The organism is Saprospiraceae bacterium (genome assembly GCA_016709995.1).
Taxonomy (GTDB): Bacteria; Bacteroidota; Bacteroidia; order Chitinophagales; family Saprospiraceae; genus JADJLQ01.
In genome coordinates this window covers 528703-550745 of sequence record JADJLQ010000001.1, presented here as the reverse complement: position 1 = coordinate 550745, position 22043 = coordinate 528703, and the positions used below count along the sequence as shown (strand labels likewise).

Below are 22043 nucleotides of genomic sequence, written 5' to 3'. Positions count from 1 at the left end.
GTTTAAGTTTTTAATTCTCTGTTATTCTTGAATAGTCTGTTTAGGTTCATTTTTAGGCCCGCATTCTAATTTTAACAAACTTTATTTTAATTATTCTTTTATATGATTTATGACATTCTCCGACTCAATGAGATGTTGGTACCTGAACTTCGTGAAATAGCTGAGCAGCTCGGAGTAAAAGGCAATAAAAAACTAAATAAACAGGATCTGGTGTTCCAGATTCTTGACAGACAAGCCCTAGGTGGATCGGTGGCAGATGATATCGATTCTAATGACCTGGAGGTAACGGATGAGACTTCCCAAGAAAAAACCGAAAGGTCAAATGGCCATCATGCTAACAAGCCCCTGACCAAACCTCGTATGCGCAAAGCCATTCAGGAAGATGCAGAACCGGTAGAAATCAACCCAAAACCTCATCGTGAGCCTAAGCCAGTCCAACCAGTAGTTGAACCTGTAGAACATAAACCTGCCCGCCCTCCTCATAAAGAACACCTCCCTGTCCATCGCAAAGAGCAGCAGGATACACGACCTGTACGAGAAAACCACCCTCCACGTGAAAACAGAGAGCCAAATCCAAATAGAGAGCAAAGAGCCCCTACTCAACCAATTATAAATAAAGAGCAAAGAACTTCGGGTGATTCTAATGAAAACAGGGAACAACGAGCTCCAAGAGAACCGTATGACAACAGAGGCCCAAAAGAACACCGTGAGCCGAGGGAACAGCCGATGCGACCTGATTCGAAGCCTCAAAATCGACCTGAAAGACCACCGCTGGAAGACAATTATATAGAACCTGAAACAGACACGCCTGCAGTTCCAGATTTTAACATAGACATGGATGCTATGATCGAAGGTCATGGGGTATTGGAAATGATGCAGGATGGTTATGGTTTTTTAAGGTCAGCCGATTACAACTATTTAAGTTCGCCTGACGATATTTACGTATCTCCTTCGCAGATTAAATTATTTGGACTCAAAACCGGAGATACCGTGCAGGGAGGTATACGACCACCGAAAGAAGGTGAGAAATATTTTGCCTTATTAAAAGTCTCTTTAATTAATGGTTTGACACACGAGCAAATCAAAGACAGAGTACCTTTTGATTACCTAACTCCATTATTTCCTACCAAAAAATTCAAATTGACGATCAATCCGGCGGGAAAAGACTTTGGCAATCGCCTCATCGATCTTTTTACGCCGATAGGAATGGGGCAAAGAGGGCTTATCGTGGCTCAACCAAAGACTGGAAAGACCTTTCTGTTAAAGGACATAGCCAATGCAATAGCTTATAACCATCCTGACTGTTATCTAATCATTTTGTTGATCGATGAAAGGCCTGAGGAAGTGACTGATATGCAGCGCAATGTCAAAGCTGAAGTGATATCATCTACATTTGACGAACCTGCTGACAATCATGTACGGGTGGCCAATATAGTACTTGAAAAAGCCAAGCGGATGGTTGAAAGTGGTCATGATGTGGTGATTCTCTTAGACTCGATCACCAGGCTGGCCAGAGCATATAATACAGTGGCTCCTTCCAGTGGAAAAGTATTATCAGGCGGGGTGGAAGCCAATGCGCTGCAAAAACCAAAAAAATTCTTTGGTGCAGCTCGTGCCATTGAACATGGTGGTTCGTTGACTATCCTGGCTACGGCATTGATAGATACCGGTTCAAAAATGGACGGCGTTATTTTTGAAGAATTCAAAGGAACCGGCAATATGGAACTCCAATTAGATCGCACTTTGGCCAATAAACGATTGTATCCAGCCATAGATGTGACCAAATCAAGTACCAGACGAGAAGAATTGCTCATGGATAAGGACTCCTTGCAGCGCATGTTTATACTTCGTAATCACCTGGCTGATATGAAGCCCGAAGAGGCTATAGACTTCATGCTCAAGCACATGCTCCATACTCGTACCAATGAAGAGTTCTTACAAACCATGAACTCCTAATTTTTTAACCAATAGGACCTGATCTTCAGTTAATAATCAATTTAAAATCTAAATTTTGCAGTTATTGTAAAAAGAGTTATTTTTGCAGCCCTGTTATAAATAAAATCTAGTCATGAAACAGACTTTTCAACCTTCGCGTCGTAGACGATCCAACAAACACGGTTTCCGTGAGCGCATGAGTTCTAAAGGCGGCCGTAAGGTTTTGTCCAATAGAAGAGCCAAAGGAAGACATAAGCTCTCTGTGGCTGACGAGGCCAGGGTCAAATAAACCAAGGTATGAATCCCGATGTAATACATTCGGGTGACCAAGGTCTTCCAAAAAGAGAAAAGCTCAAATCTCGAAAAATCATTAAGTCTGTATTTGAATACGGACAAGCAATCACCGTTCCTCCTATTCGCGTTATATATCAGTTGGCAAAAGTCGAATCTGAATCAGCCCTTCCTAAGTTTTCGGTATCAGTTTCAAAGCGAAACTTTGCCAATGCTGTCCAAAGAAATAGGATAAAAAGACTACTGAGGGAAGTGTACCGCCTCAACAAGACTTTACTAATAGCTTCTTGCAAAACTTATTCAGTTCAGGTAGATATGATGTGGATCTACACCAATAAAGCACCTGCTGAATTCAAATCTTTGGAGCAGACTGCCATCCTGGTGCTTCAGAAACTAGAAAAAAAAGTAATTCGATTTAGTGGACTTTAATTTGATTGACAGACTCTACAAAACTAAAATCGCGCTTTTCTAAGTTCTCATGCTTTGGCCTCATCCTTTAGTTCGAAAAATGATGATGTGACCAGATCCGTCGATGCCCACAACCCCCTCCCTTAATAAGCCAATGCTAATGATATTATTAAATGACTCCGGCAAACTAGTTCTAACTACCTGTATACCACTAATAGAACTAATATAATTAACGAAGGCTGGACTTGTAGGGTTATAAAATAAAATGGACTCATCGTTCCATTCTATGATTTGACCATAAGTGGCCCCTTGTGAGAATCCCGAACCATCCCACCCTATCAGTTCATGTTCTGTCTGAGCCTTAAATTCGTTTTTTCGGGTTAGAATGACCTTAATCTGACCGATTTGTCTAGTTGGAGAACCAATAAAAGATTGGCTTATTTTATTGACATAATTGGTTCTACGAAACAGCTGATTATTGTTGTCAAAATAAATGATCTCTCTATTTGCAGTGAGTCCAATTGTGTGCACATAAGGAATGTCCAATGTGCTTAATGCAATCCTAACAAGTTCGTTAAAAGAATGATCCAGGATGATCATCGTCTGGTAAGCTGGATAAAACAAAACCAGTTGTAAAGGATTCTGAAAATAAATGAATTGAGGGGTGCCCAGGTAATTGTTAGAATATCGCTTTAATATCTTGCCACTGGTATCAAGGAGTAGGACTTCATTCTGGTCTGTAATTGCATAGATCAGATCCTTAAGGTTGGTACAAACCGAAGTGCAGGGTATATTGATGGTGTCTTTAGGATGCAGTGTACGCATGGAAATATCCTGAGCATTTACAATTAAGGAAGAAAAAATAATTAAAAATATGCTGGATAACAATTTCATTTTAAGTAAGATTGTATTTAACATAAGATGAATAAACTGCCCCTTCTTGGTGTGATAGCTACAGTGTTCACTCCACCAGGTCAGTACATACAATTTTATTAAATAAAAAAATTTGAATACGGTTTGCTTATCAGATCCTGATAAAACTGATATTTAAATCCATCCTGATCCAAGGTAGCAAATGAGTGATACTGTAACCAATCTCCAAGGTTGATATATCTCGCACCATTACTTAACTTCCAGTCAATGGGCAAATGTCGATGACCAAATATAAAATAATCCACAGGGTCTACTTTAATCTGGGCCTCACAATATTGAATGAGCCATTCTTGTTCGGGCCCTAAAAACTTATTTTCTTTCACACCTTTAATCCGCGAAGCGCCACTCCAATATTTGGCCAGTGGAATACCGATACCAGGTGGAATCAAGCCAAAAAGTTGCCGCGATATGGGGCTACGAAATACCTTTTTGATAAACTTATATCCATGGTCGCCAGGCCCCAATCCATCCCCATGACCCAGGACCAGGTTTTTGCCATACTTATTGACTTTGATAGGATCGTGGTATAAGGAGATGCCTAATTCTTCGTGGATGTATCCAAACATCCATTGATCATGATTGCCTGTAAAGAGATGAACAGGGATGCCTTGATCCTGAATACGAGACAGTGCGGCCAATACCCTGATTCCGCCTTTAGGTACGACCTGCCGGTATTCAAACCAGAAGTCAAATAAATCACCCAGGACATAAAGTGCGTCCATGTCCGGTGCCGATTCTTCAAGCCATTTTAAAAGTAGATTCTCACGATCCTTAGTAGACTCTTTTGCTGGTATGCCGAAATGAAAATCTGAACAAAAAAATGTTTTTTTCAACAATTAGAATTTAAAATGATCGAAGGATCAAAAGTATATAATAAGCTTGTAATCGCCATGACTATAAAGAAAGTACTACATTTTTATTGCTGCCTAAATAATTATACTTAGATTTGTGTAATTTTATTTTTAGACCTATCTAATTAATAGATTATACTATATGAAATATATCAAATTTAGTTGGTCAGCTTTTGATTTAAGTCAGTACCAAAGAATGGTAAAATTCTTAGCATTAGTGATAACAAGCTCATCTATATTATTGACTTGCAATGTATTAGAACCAGGTCTGCCATCAGATGAAGAAGTATTGGATGGGCCAGTAATAGGCCTAACCCAAGCTGAATCTATCCAATTTTTAGCTGGGGATGCTGCATTTAACAATGAGGTTTTTATTTCATCCACCGGGCTGGGTCCATTATTCGTAGCCAGTAGTTGTGGAGCCTGCCATGCCGGAGATGGTAAAGGGCATCCCTTTACTTCACTGACAAGGTTTGGACAATCAGATACATCAGGTAATAAATATTTGAATCTTGGTGGCCCTCAGTTACAACATAGAGCTATACCAGGCTATTTACCTGAAGCTTTACCAGTAGGAGCCACATATTCAAAACTGGTACCTCCGGCCAATACTGGATTGGGATTTATAGAATTGGTAAGTGATCAGGAAATCTTATCCATGGCTGATCCGGAAGACAAAGATGGGGATGGCATATCCGGTATCCCTAATTGGACAAAAGTGCCTGCCTATGTCAATATCCCGCCTACTGCTGTAATAAAAGATGGAAAAAATATAAGCCGGTTTGGCAAAAAAGGGGCCGCTTTTGACCTTCTGCATCAGACAGTCAATGCTTATAACCAAGATATGGGTATAAATACTTCTTTTGAACCCTACGACACCTATTCAGGTCGATCTATTAGCCCGGAAATACCTGATCAAACTGTGCGAAATGTAGTTTTTTACCTTCAGACTTTAAAAGCCCCTATCCCCAGAAATAATCAAGAACCATCTGTTGTACAGGGCAAAAAACTATTCATTGATATCGGCTGTGAATCTTGTCACCGGCAAAGCCTGCACACACGTACATCAACCATTAAAGCCTTGTCAAACAAAACTTTTTATCCTTATACAGATCTGTTACTCCATGATATGGGCCCAGGATTGGATGATGGCTACACAGAGGGCTCTGCTACTACCGCCGAATGGCGCACTCCTCCTCTGTGGGGATTGGGATTGGCTCCTGCCTCACAGGGTGGACATTATTATCTATTACATGATGGCCGTGCCCAAAGCATTGATCAAGCCATCGAAATGCACGGGGGAGAAGCTGATCGCGTCGTAAAAACTTATAGTGCATTATCCCCTATTGAAAAGTCTAGTTTACTTCGTTTTTTAAAATCACTATAAGGACATGAAGAGAAATCATTTTATTAAATCATGTGGAGCCATTTGTCTCGGTGGTTTTGCGCTCTCAGGTATACTGCATGCTTGTGTTTCTTTAAAAATACTGGATGTGGATATTGTAGGGGATAATCTTATCGTGCCGTTGCAAGATTTCGTGATGATCAAAAATGAAGAGAAGCAATATAGAGATTATATCATCGTACAAAATAGGCGACTCAAATATCCAATTTGCATATTTAGAGAATGTGAGACTGAATTTACAGCATTATGGATGCGCTGTACACATCAGGGCACTGAGCTCCAGGTGTTAGGTGACAAACTGCAATGCCCTGCGCACGGTAGTGAATTTTCAAAGGATGGAAGTTTTACCAATGGTCCTGCTGACAAATCACTTAGGCTATTTCCTATTATGGTAGAACCAGAACAACTCAAAATCTCCCTTAAGTCGGTATGAAAAAAAAAATCACTTTCATTCTAATCCTAGGATGGGTAAGCTGTTGCGTGGCTCAAATAGATCCACTACTATTGAAACAAAACGAAACGGATACCTCCAGGCCCCTTCTCAATATGGATGCAGTCTATAACCGTCCATTTGTGACCGATGACAAACTTCCTGTGGCCCTTGGAGGCTATGTAGAAACTAACTGGCAACATCTTGGTACCGATGGAATCTCCGAGGGACATCAATTTCAATTCAGACGCATGTCTTTATTCATATCCAGCACAATCCAACAAAGACTAAAATTTTTAAGTGAAATTGAATTTGAAGATGGTGGAAAAAAAATCGCTGTAGAATATGCTGCTGTAGACTTTGAAATAAACCCTTTACTCAATTTAAGAGGTGGTATGATCTTAAATCCAATCGGATCCTTCAATCAAAACCATGACGGTCCAAAGTGGGAATTTAATGATAGACCAATTCCTTCCACTCAATTATTGCCTTCTACTTGGAGTAATGCAGGATTTGGTATCTATGGAAAAAAATATAAGGAAGACTGGATGTTAGGCTATGAGGCTTATTTTTCCGGAAATTTTGACCATTCGATTATAGATAATAAAGAAAATAAATCTTTTCTTCCTGCGGCAAAAGCCAATCCTGAGCGATTCGAAGAATTGAATAGTGGCCTACCCTTATTTACAGGCAAAGTAGCCGTCCGTAATAAAAAAATTGGAGAATTGGGATTATCGTATATGGGAGGTGCATACAATAAATACCAGGATGACGGAATCATATTGGATGAAAAAAGGATTGTTGATGTTTTTGCTTTGGATTTTAATACAACCATAACATCAACCAAAACCAGCGTCACAACAGAATGGGCCTTTATCAAAATTCAGGTTCCCGAATCCTATACCCAACAATATGGTCAAAAACAAATTGGAGGATTCGTAGATTTAGTTCAACCCATAATTTCAAAGAAAATGTTTGGATGGGACCAGGCTTCTTTTAATGTTGCTTGCCGACTCGAATATGTCGATTGGAACATAGGAAGATTTAAAGAAACCGATGGCAAAATTGGCGATGAGCTTTGGAGTATAATGCCTTCCATAAGCTTCAGGCCTTCAACACAAAGTGTATTGCGCCTCAATTATAGATATTTAAAACAAAAAGACCTCCTGGGTAATCCACCAGCTTTGACAGCAGGTTTTAACTTTGGGATTTCTAGCTATTTTTAATGAAAGGATATTTTGAGATTTAGCCAATCAACGAATAAACATCAAGACTGTTTTTTTAGAATGTATTTAAAAATAGATACAAACTTATATACCTCTTCAAAACTATTATACATCGGTACCGGTGCTACTCTCATGATGCCAGGTTCTCTCCAGTCGACAACAACTCCACTGGCGATCAAAGCCTCAAATACTTTTTTGTCTGGAGGCGATAGCATTATAGATAGCTGACATCCTCTTTGATCGGAAGTCAAAGGAGAAATTATCCTGATGCGCGGATCATCTATTGCTAGAATCAAATCCTGCAGAAACTGGGTCAAGATCACGGATTTAGCACGCAATGTCTCCATCCCTACAGCATAAAAGTCTTCGATTCCTGCCCGCATACCTGCCAGTGAAAGTATCGGAGGCCCACTCAATTGCCATGCTTGTACTCCTGTCATCGGAATAAAATCCGGCTCCATCAAAAATCTTCTTTGTGCATCATGTCCCCACCAACCTTCTAATCTGGACATTCCGGCCTTACCGTGATGATGGCGATGAATAAAACAGCCTGCCAATGAATTAGGTCCTCCATTGAGGTATTTGTAGTGACACCAGACTGCAAAATCAACCTCCCAATCGTGGAGTTTGAGGATTATATTGCCGGCCCCATGTGCCAGATCGACTCCAATCATGGCTCCATGCCGGTGGGCGTTTTGTGCCAGGTCAGAAATGTCAAACGCCTGACCACTTAAATAATTGACAGAGCCCACATAAACCAGGGCGATCGTATCACCATGATCGTAAAAACAAGTCTCAATATCTTCCTTTCGAATAATATACTCCCCGTGCCTGGGTTTGAGTTCTATGAGTACTTCATGGGGATCCAGTCCTTTAAACCTCAGGTGAGATTTTAATGCATACATATCAGATGGAAAAGGACTATGCTCTATCAGTATTTTATTCTTTTTCCCTTCGGGCCGATAAAAACTCACCAGCATCAAATGTATATTTACAGTGAGGGTGTTCATGATGGTCACTTCATCAGCTTGAGCACCGACGATTTTACTGGTAGCAAGGACCATACTTTTTGAATAATCTACCCAGGACAAATCACCTTCAAAATGCCCCTTAACTCCTAGTGCAGCCCAGCGATTAAGCTCTTGACTCACGTACTCGTGTGCTTTGAGAGGTTGTAATCCGAGTGAATTCCCACATAAATAAATGGAGGGGCTTCCATCACGTTCTTTAGGTAAGTTATATTGATTTCTAAGAAAGGCGAGTGGATCTAACCTATCTTGTTCTTCGGCAAAAATTATTTGGTCAGGACTAATCATAGTGCAATAAAAATACTAACTAATCTTTGATGTAGTAGGATTTGAAATCAAAATGAAAAGATCAATGCATCTTCAGAAAATTATTTACATATTTGAGAAAAAATAAACCATGGAGTTGTCTCTCAGATATAAAAATGCACTAGTGTGCGGCAGCAGTAAGGGAATTGGAAAAGCCATAGCTGTAGAACTTGCTGCGCTGGGTGCTAACGTTACACTTTTGGCGCGGTCAAAGGATCTGCTCGAAGGCGTATTAAGTAGCCTGCCGAGAGTGTTTGAAGGTCAGGATCACGACTATCTGATGGCAGATTATGAAGACAGTGAGGATGTACACAAAAAAGTAAATGCATTGACTTCAGGGAGAAACTACCATATTCTGATCAATAATACGGGTGGACCTCCAACAGGCAAGATGATGGACTTTACCCTCTCCAATATCGAGGCTTCTTTCCGAAAATTATTTCTCATCAATCATGATCTGGTAAGATTAATTGTCCCTGGCATGCAAGCTGACGGTTATGGACGCATCATCAACATCACCTCCACTTCAGTAAAAGAGCCTTTGACTGACCTGGGTTTATCCAATTCAATGAGGGCAGCCGTCAGCAATTGGGCCAAAACACTTTCAAACGAACTCGGCCAATTTGGTATCACTGTAAATAATGTTATGCCTGGCTTTACTTCTACCGAACGGTTGGATCAGTTATTTGCCACCAGAGCCAAAAATCTTCAGCTCGATCAATCTGAAGTCGAAGAAAAAGCCATGGAAGATATCCCTTTAAAAAGATTTGGTCGCCCTGAGGAAATAGCTGCAGCGGTAGCTTTTCTTGCCAGTCCGGCAGCCTCTTATATCAACGGGATCAACCTCGCTGTAGACGGCGGTCGCACCAAAAGTATGTGATTGTTGCACTAAAATTTAAGATGTTTTACCGTCAAAGAATTATTGATCAATTGTTTGAGTGAATCGATGCCGATGCGCAAATGGGTTTCTAAAAAATCTTTGGTGACTAATTTATCTCCTTCTTCGGTTTTTACGCCTTCCGGCACCATGGGTACATCCGAAACTAAAAGCAATGCTCCTGCAGGTATTTGATTTTTAAATGCAGTAATGAATATAGTAGCCGACTCCATATCAATAGCCATACACCGGAGAGAAACCAGGTATTCTTTAAATTGCTCGTCAAATTCCCAAACCCTGCGGTTGGTCGTATAAACAGTACCTGTCCAATAATCTCTTTGAAAATCGCGAATAGTAGTTGATATTGCTTTCTGGAGCGCAAACGCTGGGAGTGCCGGTACTTCTTTTGGAAAATAATCATCACTTGTACCCTCACCCCGAATAGCTGCTATAGGCAATATAAGGTCGCCGACCAGAATTTTTTCATGTTTGAGTCCGCCACATTTGCCCAAAAAAATACATGCTTTTGGTTTAATAGCCGATAAAAGATCTATGATCGTCGCAGCATTTGGACTCCCCATACCAAAATTGATAATCGTGATATTTTCAGCAGTGGCGCTAAACATTGCACGGCCACCCCCTTCGATGGGCACATCGTGCCACTTGGCAAACAATTCAACATAATTATTGAAGTTGACCAGGATGATATATTCTCCAAATCGCTCCAAAGGCACGCCTGTATACCGAGGGAGCCAATTGTCGACGATTTCCTTTTTTGATTTCATATGCCTAAAATTAAAGTTCTTACCACTAAGATATAGAATTTAAAAGATTAACACATTAAATAAAATTGTAATATATTTTATTAATTTTAACCCATATTTCAAATCAGATGATTAAAATAGATCACATCGGCATAGCCGTAAAAAATCTTGCTGTCGCCCGGGAAGTATACAGCACCTTATTGGATAAAGAGCCTTACAAAAAAGAAATCGTGGAGTCTGACAAAGTCACCACCTTATTTTACGATGTCGGAGACTCCAAAATCGAACTATTGGAATCTACTATCGAGGGCAGTCCAATCAGGAAATTTATCGAAAAAAGAGGAGAAGGCATTCATCACATTGCTTTTGAAGTAGCCGACATCCATCAGTCCATTCAACAATTTAAAGCAAAAGGATTCACCTTTATATCCGATATACCTCGAATGGGAGCTGATCAAAAACTCATCGTATTTATGAATCCCAAAGAATCCCATGGAGTATTGATCGAGCTTTGCCAATCTATATCCAGCCCTACTTAAAGACGATGCTATCAGATGGACTCTTGATCTTTGGAGGGGTGATCGCCGGCATCATCAATACCTTAGCGGGAAATGGCTCGGTCATCACCCTCAGCCTTTGTACAGAATGGGTAGGCCTTTCTCCTTCTATAGCCAACGGTACCAATAGATTGGGGGTACTAACCCAAAGTATCGCAGGTACGGCAAGTCTATACCATCACAAAAGATTGAAGCTGGAAGGCACTTATCGTTATATGTTGGTGGTTGGAGTAGGTGCAATCTGTGGGATATTATTGGCGTCTTATATTGATGATCAATCATTTAGAAAGATATACCCCTGGTTTTTAGTTTTCATATTTTTGATATTGATCTTTAAACCAGAGCGATGGCTTAAAACCAATATTGCTTCTGACTATCAAGCTCCCTGGTATATCTGGCCTATCTATTTTATCATAGGCGTGTACGGTGGATTGATACAGGTAGGCGTAGGAGTGTTTTTCCTGGCTACTTCAGTCATGCTAGGCAGGCTGCCCTGGGGTAATGCCAATGCCGCCAAAATCGTCATTGTCGGACTTTTTACTTTGGTAGCAGTTTTCATCTTCCGATTAAATGGGTTGTTTGATTTACGTACAGCTATTTTTTTAGCTACCGGCCAATCTGTCGGTGCCTGGTTGGGTGTAAAATACCTGGATAAGATTCCCCAGGCCCAGAAATTGAGTTATTACCTCTTATTGACCATCACCGGCATAACGATCATCAAACAATTTTTTCTTTAGACTTTAATCCTTTGATTGGAGCTGAGGCTAGTAAATTTGCCTTTATATGCACCACTTGAAGATATTTATATGGTCCTCAGCTATTTTGTTTTTGACAGGATGTAGTACAGGTCGCTCGTACAAAAGCAGCAGGTCTATGGATAAAGTCATTCGTCAGGATCCCTTAATCCGGAATGTCCTTGATAGTTTTAATCAATATGAATCCCAAATAGTCTATATCCGGATAGATCGAAATCAACAGAATATACCCCGATTTCAATCCTTCCACTGGAACCTTCAGCCAGATCATTATTTTTATCCTGCAAGCATGGTCAAAATGCCGACCGCACTTTTAGCCGCAGAAAAAATCAATCAGCTTAATAAAACTTATCCTGATCTGGATCTATACACCCCGATGAAGATCCTGGCCTCCAGAGTGCCTCAGACTGAGATGACCAGGGATAGTACGGCCTTCAATAAATTGCCTAGTGTCGGACATTTGATTAAAAAAATATTTTTAGTCAGTGACAATGATGCTTTTAATAGACTTTACGAATTTTTAGGTCAGGAAGCTTTGAATACCAGGCTAAGGGAACTTGGATATAGTCACACCCATATTATCCATCGATTGGATGCACCTCAGTTTGACTATGAATCAAACAAATACACCAATCCGATTGCTTTCTATCATGAAGACCTGATGCAGTATAATCAGGCTGAACAATATAATGCAAAAGATATGAGGATAAAAAACCTTAAGGCTGTAAGTAAGGGTACAGGATATCTCAAAGGGGATTCGTTGATCCATATACCTTTTGATTTCTCGGAGAAAAATTATTTTTCGTTGGGGGATATGGCTTCGATGATCCAGTCGATCATGTTTCCGGAGTCAATTGAGTCCTCTCATCGTTTTGATCTATCGCCTGCTCAATGGGGTTTTATTAGAAAAAGTATGTCGACGCTGCCTAGAGAAAGCAGATATCCTGCCTATGACAGCACTCACTATGATGGTTATTGTAAGTTTTTTCTATATGGTGATCAAAAAGGGCGGATTCCAGATCATATCAGAATATTTAATAAAGTCGGGTGGGCCTATGGCTTCCTGACAGATGCAGCTTATATTGTAGACTTTAAAAACAAGGTGGAGTTTATATTGGCAGCAACTGTCAAAACCAATCGAAATGATATTTACAATGACGGCATGTATGAGTATGAAAGTATAGGACTACCCTATCTAAGTAAACTAGGTACTTCGATCTACAACCTAGAATTGCATCGAAAGAAAAAAATAAAACCTGATCTGACTGCATTTAAATTTGACTACACCGAATGAAAAACCAATCTCCCTCTAATACACCTGATCTCTTTAGTGGACTGGATAGAAAAAAATTGAAGGATGCATTTTACGATGCGTTAAGTACACTGACTAAGGATCAAAAAAAAGCTGTCGAACTAATAGAAGGTCCTGTCATGGTCCTCGCAGGCCCGGGCACCGGTAAAACCCAGGTCCTTGCTGCACGGTATGGGTATATCCTGGATCAAACCGATACCAGTATCAACCAAATCCTTTGCCTTACCTACTCAGATGCTGGCGTCCAGGCCATGAGAGAAAGATTATTTTCGTTTATTGGTCCTGCTGCTCATGAAGCCCACATATTTACCTATCACGCTTTTTGCAATAAAGTATTACAGGAGAACCCAGAGTATTTTTTTGATTTTAAAAAATTTAAGCTTGCCAGCGATCTTCAGCGATTTGAGCTGATAGAACAAATCCTCCTGGAGCTGCCGGATGATCATGTGCTTAAAAGAGTGATCGGGGATCGTCATTTTGACATCCGGAGATTGTCCAATCAATATCAGAATATCAAAAAGGAAGAACGAGATATCCCCAAATTGATTCAAGACATCAGAGACTATATAGACAAAATGCACACAGAGGGCAAGTACTTGTATCAGAGACACAATCCTTTGACTAATTCAAAAAAAGGGGATTTAAAAAAAGATTATTACCTGGACAAAGCCAAGTTTGAGCGGGCTATAGATGCATTGCAAACATTTTACGCATACCAGGACAAAATGCAAGCCAATCAATGGATAGACTTTCAGGATATGCTCATCAGGGTCAAGGAAGCATTCGGTGAGCACCCAGAACTTTTAGCCCGATACCAGGAGAATTATCAATACATCCTGGTAGATGAATTTCAGGACACCAACGCTATCCAAAACAATATCTTACTTAAACTGTGCGAGTACTGGGAAAACCCCAATCTCTTTGTGGTCGGTGACGATGATCAGGCTATCTACCGATTTCAGGGAGCCGATGAGCAAAACCTGATAAATATCATCACCAGGTACCCATCCATCGATATCATATGTATCACAGAAAACTTTCGATCTACCCAGGCTTTATTGGATTCTGCCAATCACGTTATTGAAAAACTGGAGCATGGCCGAGTCCAAAATCAACAGTTGAGCATTCCCCCGCACATATTAGCCAAGATCAGTAAAAAGCTGGTAGCCTCTACTACATCCGCATTGAACAAACCCCCTCTTTTACAACCGTATCAAAATGCGCAACAGGAGACTTTGGCTATCTTCGATTTTTGCAAAGGGCATCAAAATCTCGGACTCAATCTCTCTGAACTGGCGATCATCTGTCGTCATACTCGGACGATGCAGGATTTATTGTATTTGCTTGAACTGGAGGGGATTCCTGTCAATCTAAGGTTAGGGAAAAATATTCTAGAGGAGCCATTTATCCAACATTTTTTGATCTTGCTACGATATCTCGATGCAGAATATCATATGTATCAAAGCGGTGAGCCTTATCTGATTCAGCTGATGTACCTTCCTTATTGGGGCTTATCTCCCAATGATGTCGCCAAAATCGCCTTTCTCGAAAGAAGGACCAGGGACAATAAAAACCTGGCTGAAAAAATATTGGATCCTGCCTCCTGGCCAGAAGCTACGTTTGAAGATCGATCCATACTCACACAGTTTATTCAGAACACCCAAACATGGATAAAGGCATTGCCACCGGTGCAAACTTTGCCAACGATATGCGAAGATATCCTTCGCTCATCAGGTATGTTACAGTGGGCCCTTCAATCCAATGATCGAACCTGGCATTTAAGATCGATCAACACTTTTTTTCAAGTGATTAAAAACGAAATTGTAGAAAATCCCGGCCTTACGCTTGAAAAATTTCTTGGAAGGGTTACCAAAATGGAAAACTTCGACCTCAAATTCCCCATTGAAACAGGTTACTCTTCAGAACAGGGAGTCAATCTGCTCACTGCTCACAGTGCCAAAGGCAGGGAATATGAAAAAGTTTGGATCATGTATGCCATCGCTGCTGACTGGGAAGGATTTAATATCACTGGCGATCAACCCTATAAATTACCGGATCATGTATCTCAAATTGAGCAAACCAGGGCCAACAAACCTCATGATGAAAGGCGTCTTTTCTATGTAGCTATGACACGGGCTCGTCGAGAACTCATTGTATCCTGGCCTTTGGCTGATAATGAAAACAATGCGCAGAGGCCGTCTACTTTTGTCACTGAGCTGAGAGATTTCCTCCAGGTCGATCCCCGGCCTACTGAAGTACCTGACACCTTGCTCAAAGAAAAGATGTTGCTCATTCAAAATAAAAAACTTACTCCCCCTGCATTGATCAACCACGAGCTCATAGATGAGTTTCTGCAGACTTTTGTGATGAGTAGCACCGAGCTCAATCTATACCTGGACTGTCCAAGAAAATTTTATTTCGAAGAGATACTCAAAGTGCCCAGGGCCATCAATGCTCACCTGGGTCTGGGCATCAGTGTACACGAAGCCTTGCACGAATATTTTTACCAGGCTTTGAAAAACGAAACTTTTGATGAGGAATATCTCGTAGATTTTTTTGTATCCTCTATGAAAAGAAACGAGTGGTATTTTACCCAGGAAGAATATGAAGGTTTGATTAGGAAATTTTCACATCAGCTTCCTTTATTTCTTAAACAACATCATACTCTTTGGAAAAATGTCACGGATTATAAATTGGAGTATTACCTCGACAGGATCAATTTTGAAGGTATCCCAATCAATGGCAAGCTTGATCAGGTATTGAAATATGGTGATCGGTCCATCATTGTAGATTTTAAATCAGGACGAGGGGATAGTACCGGTTCGATCAAGAAAACAAGAACCTCCAAAAAAGGAAGCCAGGGAGGAGATTATTGGAGACAAGGAGCCTTCTATAAATTCTTATTGGATCATGACACTAAAAATAGGTGGGATGCTTATCAGGCCAATATTTTGTTTTTGCAACCAAATAAATTAGAACCTGAAAAATTTGAATGTAAACCATACGAATATAGTCCTGAAGATTTAACATTGGTAGCTTCGCAAATAAAGGAAACTTACACTAAAATTACTGACCATCAGTTTGACATAGGGTGCGAAGATTCAGGTTGCGACTGGTGTAATTATATCAAAAATCATGAATTAATTAATTCCAGAAATAATTTTAGCGAAACACAGGATTAAGTTTATTTCACGTTTTGGATCAATAAGATAAAGGACAATACCGCGGTGGCTTGTGCCATGGTATCAGCCAATACTTTACTCCAATTGACTGGAGTTTTCGTCCTTCTTACAACGGCGACTCCATTCGAGTCAACTCTTTTTCTAGGTAAGTCTCGGGTACCTACACGAACCACGCTCCCCTTTTGGATTTTAGGATATACTTTAAAAATTCCAAAATTTCGGGTTTTCTTGATTCTTCCATTAGGCTGTTCGACTACAATTCGATTTCGGGAACCATCACGCGAGACGCCAGCAGCATAACGGTCTACATAATATTTAGCATTTCTATTAGGTTCAAAAGCAATGTTGATCCTATTATTGGCCCCGATTACTTTTTCAGGATACAATTCTGCAACATCAGTAGCTCCTTCTACTCTCACATAATCTATGATTTTAGGAATAGTCAATCTATCGCCCTCTTTTAAAAATAAATTGTCCTCCGATTGAGGATCTTTCAATGCTCTGGGCATTCTAAATACAATATAGCCGGTATTGTCTTCACTTCGGTAGAGCGTAGCTCCATCTATGAACGCTTCAGCTGTAGGTCCTCCGGCACGTTTAAAAAGGTCGACCAGAGATTCATTATCTTTTATCAAAGCATAGGTACCTGGAAACTGAACTTCTCCTTCAATCGTGACATTCTGCTGAAGTTTAAAATCAGGGACCGTGCGTACCTGGATTTGATCAAATGGTTTGAGCACATACTGACCCTGTTGGTCGTTTAAGGTCACATCCCTATTAAGTGTGAGATTGGCTACCACTGTTTTAGTTGGTCGGTTTTCATCCAAAACGACTCTAAAAACCTCTATCCTATTGGTGGCAGCTTCCATCGTAAATCCACCGGCCTGGATGACAATATCCTTAAGAGTAAACCCTGGTCCGTATGCAAAAGTACCCGGCCTTCTGACTGATCCGGAGATGGTCACAAAAGTCTGGTCAAAAAAGGTTCGATCATTGTAGACGATAAGCTCATCATTGGGTTCAAGCAAAAGATCATCCGCAGACCCGGGAGATTCTATAGCTTTCTTTGAATTAAAAAGTATATAGTCTCTTTCAACGAAATTGTCCTTATTGATGCGCTTGATATATCCAAAATCCAAAGCATCCTCCACCAATCCTCCCCCCATGACGATCAGGTCACTAATTCTGAGTGTTTTATTGGGATCAAATGCCAGTCGTACCCCCTGTCTCACCGCCCCAGAGAGCGAGACATATGCTGCATCGATATACGTAGACAGAGAATAGATAGACAGCCTGTCCTGGCGTCTTAATGTTAAATTGCTCGGACTGGTTGGATCATCAAGCACTGCTTGAACATTGATGCGTTCTACAGAATAAGTACCGTCATCATTGAGTCGCATTAAAAAAGCGAGATCTGTCTTGGCTCCGCGTCTGACCAATCCTTTTGCAAGGAGGTCAGAGATCCGCATACCTTCAATAAATGCGTAAGTACCTGGAGTCTCTACACGGCCATCGATAATCACTACCGCTTCTAATGGAAGGGGAATAGTTTTTATGCTGACCACATCACCACTTAATAAAGTAAAATCGTCTTTAGCATCCATTAATTCCTTTAAGGGCACATCAATGATCTTTTCGATATCATCCACATATCTCCTGATCTGAATACTTTTTTTGAAAGCATCTTCACGCAAACCTGCAGCAAATTCTATAAGTTTCATCAAATTTTCTCCACTGGTAAGTTCATAACGCATTGGCCTCCGGACTGCACCGGTGATGCTCACTACCCTTTCTGCGACAGGAATATAAATGATATCGTTTTGTTCGAGATACAGATCTTGAGCTACTGCCGGATTGGCTATGAATTCATAGACATCTATCTTTTTGGTTGTTTTTCCTCTGATCAGTTTGATATTGCGCACACTTCCGATTCGATTCGGACCTCCGGCTGCAACCAAAGCATTGAAAGCAGTATTGGTGGCGGGCATGTTAAAAGTACCGATTTGCTCTGCCTCACCATATATATTAATACCTATCTCCCGTGAATAGTCTATCGTGACTTCAAACTCATTTGCCTGAAATACGAAGTATGAAGAAAGGTTTTGTCTTATCACTTGCCGAGCCTGAGAATAGGTTAGACCTTTTATGTATATCCTGGGAAAAGAAGATGGTTGAATATATCCCTGGGCATTGATCTCCAGGTTTTTAAAATCTACTTTCGACCGTCCAAAGATGTGCACATTGACGATATCCCCTACACCCAATACATAGGTGTCCGGTGGTTTGATATTTTCTGATTTGTTATAAGCTTGCAGACTTTTGTTTTTGAATATTTCCTGCCCGTATACCAGGCCAGAGATGTCTAATGGATTGGCTCTGATTGAACTTTGAGTATTGGTAGTTTTGGAAGTCGTGACAGCAGGCAAATAAGGAATGGAATCTACTTTTTGGGCTACTGGTGCAGCTGGATTGGAAACCACAGAACTATCGAGCACTGATTTTCTAACCGGGGGGCGAACAGTAGTGTCAGACGCATTAAATTGGTCTAAATTTCGTCCTGATTTTTCCGCTTCCAATTCAGATAGAGCTTGTTCTATGACAGACTGAAACCGTAGTGCTTCATCAGGCGTCATACTCTGAAGGTCGTCCAGAAAAACACCTTTCTCTGCCAGTTTATCAGTAAGTTCCTTTTCAGTGATACCTCGCCTGGTCAACTCTAAGGAGGCTGTTCTCTGAGGATTCAATAAGTTAGGTACTTGTGCATAGGATATTGAAAAACAAATAAATGTAACTAGTGCACTGATAAACCATCGAAAGCGTGCTCTATTGTTAAACAGACTGATATGGTGTTGACGGCTCATTTGATTTTATCGATTTTGATATTGTTGGGTATAATACGATTGATAAGCACCTGTGGTCACTTCTTGCAGCCATTTTTTTTCTTTCAAGTACCAATCAATCGTCATCTCCATTCCTTTTTCGGGCATAATTTTAGGTGTCCAATGAAGCTCACTTTCAAGCTTTGAAGCATCTATGGCATAACGCATATCATGCCCTGGTCTGTCTTTGACATATTGGATCAGATCTGCTGACTCGCCAACCGGTCTGCCAAGCTTTTGATCCATAATAGAACACAACAATCGCACTAAATCTATATTTTTCAATTCATTATGCCCGCCGATAGCATAGGTATCCCCTCTTTTTCCCTTGTGTGCAATCAGATCAATCGCCTCCACATGATCCTGCACGTATAACCAATCTCTGACATTTGAGCCATCACCATATACCGGAACAGGTTTTTTGTTCAAAATATTCTGTATGACAATGGGGATGAGTTTTTCCGGAAACTGGTATGGACCGTAATTATTCGAACAATTGGATATGACTATGGGTAAATGATAGGTATGATAATAAGCTCTCACCAGATGATCAGAGGCCGCTTTGGAAGCTGAATATGGGGATCTAGGATCATATGGAGTATCCTCATTAAAAAATCCAGTAGGTCCGAGGCTGCCAAATACTTCATCCGTGGATATATGATAGAACAATTTGTCAGTCTGGTCCTTCCAAAGATTTTTGGCTGCAAGCAACAAATTGGTTGTGCCGATCACATTGGTTTTTACAAATGCCAGGGGATCCATGATCGAACGATCAACATGTGATTCTGCAGCAAGATGGATAATCCAATCAGGAGGATGTCTTTCGATCACAGACTGGATAGCACCCTGATCAGTAATGTCTACATGTGCAAAATGATAGTTGCTATAATGTTCGATATCTTTAAGATTGGATAGATTGCCTGCATAGGTCAAGGCATCGACATTAACTATATTGTAGGTGTATTTTTTAAGAAAATGACGAATTACATGGGAGCCTATAAAACCAGCCCCACCAGTGACCCAAATGGTTTTATTTTCTTTCATCAATCCAAAATTTGTTTAAAATAATCCAATGTATGTTTAAAGCCCTCGGTACGATTTATTTTAGGCTGCCACCCGAGGAGGTTTTGAGCCTTGGTGATATCCGGTCGCCTGGTCTTGGGATCATCCACTGGCAGAGGAAGATATAGTAGTTTTGATTTGCCACCGACCAGGCTCAACACTTCTTCAGCGGCCTCCTTGAGAGTGATTTCATCCGGATTACCGATGTTGACCGGAAGATGATAGTCGCTCAACAATAATCTGTAGATACCGTCTATAAGATCATCAACATAACAAAATGACCTGGTCTGCATCCCGTCTCCAAACACGGTTAAATCCTCTCCTCTTATAGCCTGAGAAAAAAATGCTGGTAAAGCTCTGCCGTCTTCCACCCTCATCCTCGGACCATAAGTATTAAAAATCCTCACAATTCGGGTTTCAAGACCATGATAATTGTGATAAGCCATGGTGATTGCTTCCTGAAATCTTTTAGCTTCGTCATAGACTCCTCTAGGTCCGATCGGATTGACATTGCCCCAATATTCTTCACGCTGCGGATGTTCTAATGGATCTCCATATACTTCTGAGGTGGAGGCAATCAAGATGCGGGATTTTTTTTCTTTAGCCAATCCGAGAAGGTTGTGCGTACCCAACGACCCAACCTTTAAAGTTTGAATTGGCATCTTTAAATAGTCGATAGGACTGGCGGGTGAAGCAAAATGAAGGATGAAGTCCAGTTTGCCAGGCACGTGCACGAATCGACTCACATCGTGATGATAAAATTCGAATTCTTTTAGTTTGAACAAGTGCTCGATATTCCTGAGACTACCTGTGATCAGATTGTCCATGCCTATAACATGGTACCCTTCTGCAATAAATCGATCACAGAGATGTGATCCCAAAAAACCAGCTGCACCGGTAATCAGTATTTTTTTTTCAACCATTGTAAGAAAAGAGGCGCAAATATAGCTTATAAAGCCATGATAATCAACTTTTTTGCAGGATGCTTAGTATAACAAACGGCTAAAAGGTCGACTAGGAAGGTCATCTGAAACCTACTTTCAATTTCTCGACGATTTATAGTCATATTCAGAGAGTCCCTGCCTGTTTATTTTATCTAATTTTGCCTGGTGCAGCTAAAATGGTTTGTGTTAACATGGATATCTCTGATTAGTGGCTCTATTTGGGCTCAAGCAGACAGTGTTACACCCCGAGCAGTTATCTCATTGGGATATGGATTTGGCTCACCGATCGACCAGCTTAAAAATAGGTATGGGTCTTTCGGGATGCTACACGTGGCTACCATCTATAGATCGCGAAAATGGGAAATAGGGCCTTCAATTAATTATTTTTTCGGTTCTACTGTGAAGGAAGATGTGCTTTCGATCTACCGAACCAAGGAGGGAGACCTCATAGGCAGTGACCACCAATTGGCTCAGGTGGATCTTAGAATGCGCGGGATATTTATGGGGATTACTTTGAAAAAACTATTTAAGATCAATCCATCAAATATTATTTGCCTGGGATTACAACCGGGTTGGTTTGCCCATTGGATTAGATTTCAGGATCAGGGGAATACTTTTGAGCCTATTTTGGGGTCCAACAGGTATGGATATGATAGAATGTCAGCCGGCCTGGGGCTCACTCAGTCTTTGGCTTATCGATATGCCAGCCCCAACAGACTTATAAATTTTGAAATCGAAATTGGTTTGACGGAAGCCTGTACTTCATTGAGAAGAAACCTTCAATTAGATCTACCGCTCAAAACATTTAAATCATCATCAGACGGTCTGTTTTTCATAACTGCAAAATGGCTAATTCCGATTTTTAGCAGAAAAAACCCAGATGAGATTTATTACTAAA

19 protein-coding genes are annotated in these 22043 nt (G+C 40.6%); 12 read left to right on the top strand and 7 right to left on the bottom strand.

The features are described from left to right. Positions 1-105: 105 nt before the first annotated feature. The 3 genes from rho to rnpA all read left to right on the top strand — a co-directional run bounded on the left by rho (position 106) and on the right by rnpA (position 2655). A complete protein-coding gene (gene rho, locus IPJ09_02330; protein MBK7370278.1) occupies positions 106-1956 on the top strand; it encodes a transcription termination factor Rho in 1851 nt (616 codons plus the stop codon). Between the two features lie 112 nt (positions 1957-2068). Then, positions 2069-2224 carry a 50S ribosomal protein L34 gene (gene rpmH, locus IPJ09_02325; protein MBK7370277.1) on the top strand — a complete coding sequence of 52 codons (156 nt, stop codon included), beginning with the start codon at positions 2069-2071 and terminating at the stop codon, positions 2222-2224. 8 nt (positions 2225-2232) lie between these two features. Continuing rightward, positions 2233-2655 (top strand): ribonuclease P protein component, encoded by a 423-nt coding sequence (rnpA, locus tag IPJ09_02320; protein MBK7370276.1) that lies wholly within the window; start codon positions 2233-2235, stop codon positions 2653-2655. Positions 2656-2715: 60 nt separating this feature from the next. Here the strand turns inward: rnpA and IPJ09_02315 are convergent, their stop codons facing one another. Both IPJ09_02315 and IPJ09_02310 read right to left on the bottom strand, forming a co-directional pair. Further along, the gene (locus tag IPJ09_02315) at positions 2716-3528 is read right to left on the bottom strand and encodes a hypothetical protein (protein ID MBK7370275.1); all 813 of its coding nucleotides are present in this window, start codon (positions 3526-3528) and stop codon (positions 2716-2718) included. Positions 3529-3626: 98 nt separating this feature from the next. Further along, positions 3627-4403 (bottom strand): UDP-2,3-diacylglucosamine diphosphatase, encoded by a 777-nt coding sequence (locus IPJ09_02310; GenBank protein ID MBK7370274.1) that lies wholly within the window; start codon positions 4401-4403, stop codon positions 3627-3629. Positions 4404-4614: 211 nt separating this feature from the next. On the opposite strand from IPJ09_02310, the gene IPJ09_02305 reads away from it, so the two are divergent. The 3 genes from IPJ09_02305 to IPJ09_02295 are packed head-to-tail and all read left to right on the top strand — an operon-like array spanning position 4615 to position 7479. Continuing rightward, positions 4615-5805 (top strand): thiol oxidoreductase, encoded by a 1191-nt coding sequence (locus IPJ09_02305; protein ID MBK7370273.1) that lies wholly within the window; start codon positions 4615-4617, stop codon positions 5803-5805. 4 nt (positions 5806-5809) lie between these two features. Further along, positions 5810-6256: a Rieske (2Fe-2S) protein gene (locus IPJ09_02300; GenBank protein MBK7370272.1), complete on the top strand. Its 447-nt coding sequence runs from the start codon at positions 5810-5812 to the stop codon at positions 6254-6256. Next, complete coding sequence (locus IPJ09_02295; GenBank protein ID MBK7370271.1) at positions 6253-7479, top strand: hypothetical protein; 1227 nt, start codon at positions 6253-6255, stop codon at positions 7477-7479. The genes IPJ09_02300 and IPJ09_02295 overlap by 4 nt, the downstream gene beginning before the upstream one ends. Before the next feature lie 41 nt (positions 7480-7520). On the opposite strand, the gene kynU is transcribed toward IPJ09_02295, so the two are convergent. After that, the gene (gene kynU / locus IPJ09_02290) at positions 7521-8795 is read right to left on the bottom strand and encodes a kynureninase (GenBank protein ID MBK7370270.1); all 1275 of its coding nucleotides are present in this window, start codon (positions 8793-8795) and stop codon (positions 7521-7523) included. A 109-nt stretch (positions 8796-8904) separates the two neighbouring features. Here kynU and IPJ09_02285 point away from each other — a divergent pair, with 109 nt between their 5' ends. Beyond that, positions 8905-9693 carry an SDR family oxidoreductase gene (locus IPJ09_02285; protein ID MBK7370269.1) on the top strand — a complete coding sequence of 263 codons (789 nt, stop codon included), beginning with the start codon at positions 8905-8907 and terminating at the stop codon, positions 9691-9693. 8 nt (positions 9694-9701) lie between these two features. Here the strand turns inward: IPJ09_02285 and IPJ09_02280 are convergent, their stop codons facing one another. Continuing rightward, complete coding sequence (locus IPJ09_02280) at positions 9702-10475, bottom strand: AMP nucleosidase (protein ID MBK7370268.1); 774 nt, start codon at positions 10473-10475, stop codon at positions 9702-9704. Positions 10476-10582: 107 nt separating this feature from the next. Between IPJ09_02280 and mce the strand changes: the two genes are divergently transcribed. The 4 genes from mce to IPJ09_02260 are packed head-to-tail and all read left to right on the top strand — an operon-like array spanning position 10583 to position 16260. Continuing rightward, positions 10583-10993, top strand: coding sequence for a methylmalonyl-CoA epimerase (gene mce / locus IPJ09_02275; GenBank protein MBK7370267.1), 411 nt, complete (start codon positions 10583-10585; stop codon positions 10991-10993). 5 nt (positions 10994-10998) lie between these two features. Beyond that, the gene (locus IPJ09_02270; protein ID MBK7370266.1) at positions 10999-11748 is read left to right on the top strand and encodes a sulfite exporter TauE/SafE family protein; all 750 of its coding nucleotides are present in this window, start codon (positions 10999-11001) and stop codon (positions 11746-11748) included. A gap of 46 nt (positions 11749-11794) precedes the next feature. Further along, positions 11795-13060, top strand: a complete 1266-nt coding sequence (locus IPJ09_02265) for a serine hydrolase (GenBank protein MBK7370265.1) — start codon at positions 11795-11797, stop codon at positions 13058-13060. Next, positions 13057-16260, top strand: coding sequence for an ATP-dependent helicase (locus tag IPJ09_02260; protein ID MBK7370264.1), 3204 nt, complete (start codon positions 13057-13059; stop codon positions 16258-16260). Before IPJ09_02265 ends, IPJ09_02260 begins: the two co-directional genes overlap by 4 nt. Positions 16261-16262: 2 nt before the next feature. Here the strand turns inward: IPJ09_02260 and IPJ09_02255 are convergent, their stop codons facing one another. Genes IPJ09_02255 through IPJ09_02245 form a run of 3 tightly spaced genes read right to left on the bottom strand, consistent with a single transcriptional unit; the run spans position 16263 to position 21124 of the window. Further along, positions 16263-19121 (bottom strand): SLBB domain-containing protein, encoded by a 2859-nt coding sequence (locus tag IPJ09_02255; GenBank protein MBK7370263.1) that lies wholly within the window; start codon positions 19119-19121, stop codon positions 16263-16265. Positions 19122-19127: 6 nt separating this feature from the next. After that, a complete protein-coding gene (gene rfbB, locus IPJ09_02250) occupies positions 19128-20183 on the bottom strand; it encodes a dTDP-glucose 4,6-dehydratase (protein MBK7370262.1) in 1056 nt (351 codons plus the stop codon). Then, on the bottom strand, positions 20183-21124 hold the full coding sequence (locus IPJ09_02245) for an SDR family oxidoreductase (GenBank protein MBK7370261.1): 942 nt from the start codon (positions 21122-21124) through the stop codon (positions 20183-20185). Before IPJ09_02245 ends, rfbB begins: the two co-directional genes overlap by 1 nt. A gap of 204 nt (positions 21125-21328) precedes the next feature. On the opposite strand from IPJ09_02245, the gene IPJ09_02240 reads away from it, so the two are divergent. Then, positions 21329-22042, top strand: coding sequence for a hypothetical protein (locus IPJ09_02240; protein ID MBK7370260.1), 714 nt, complete (start codon positions 21329-21331; stop codon positions 22040-22042). Position 22043 lies beyond the last annotated feature (1 nt).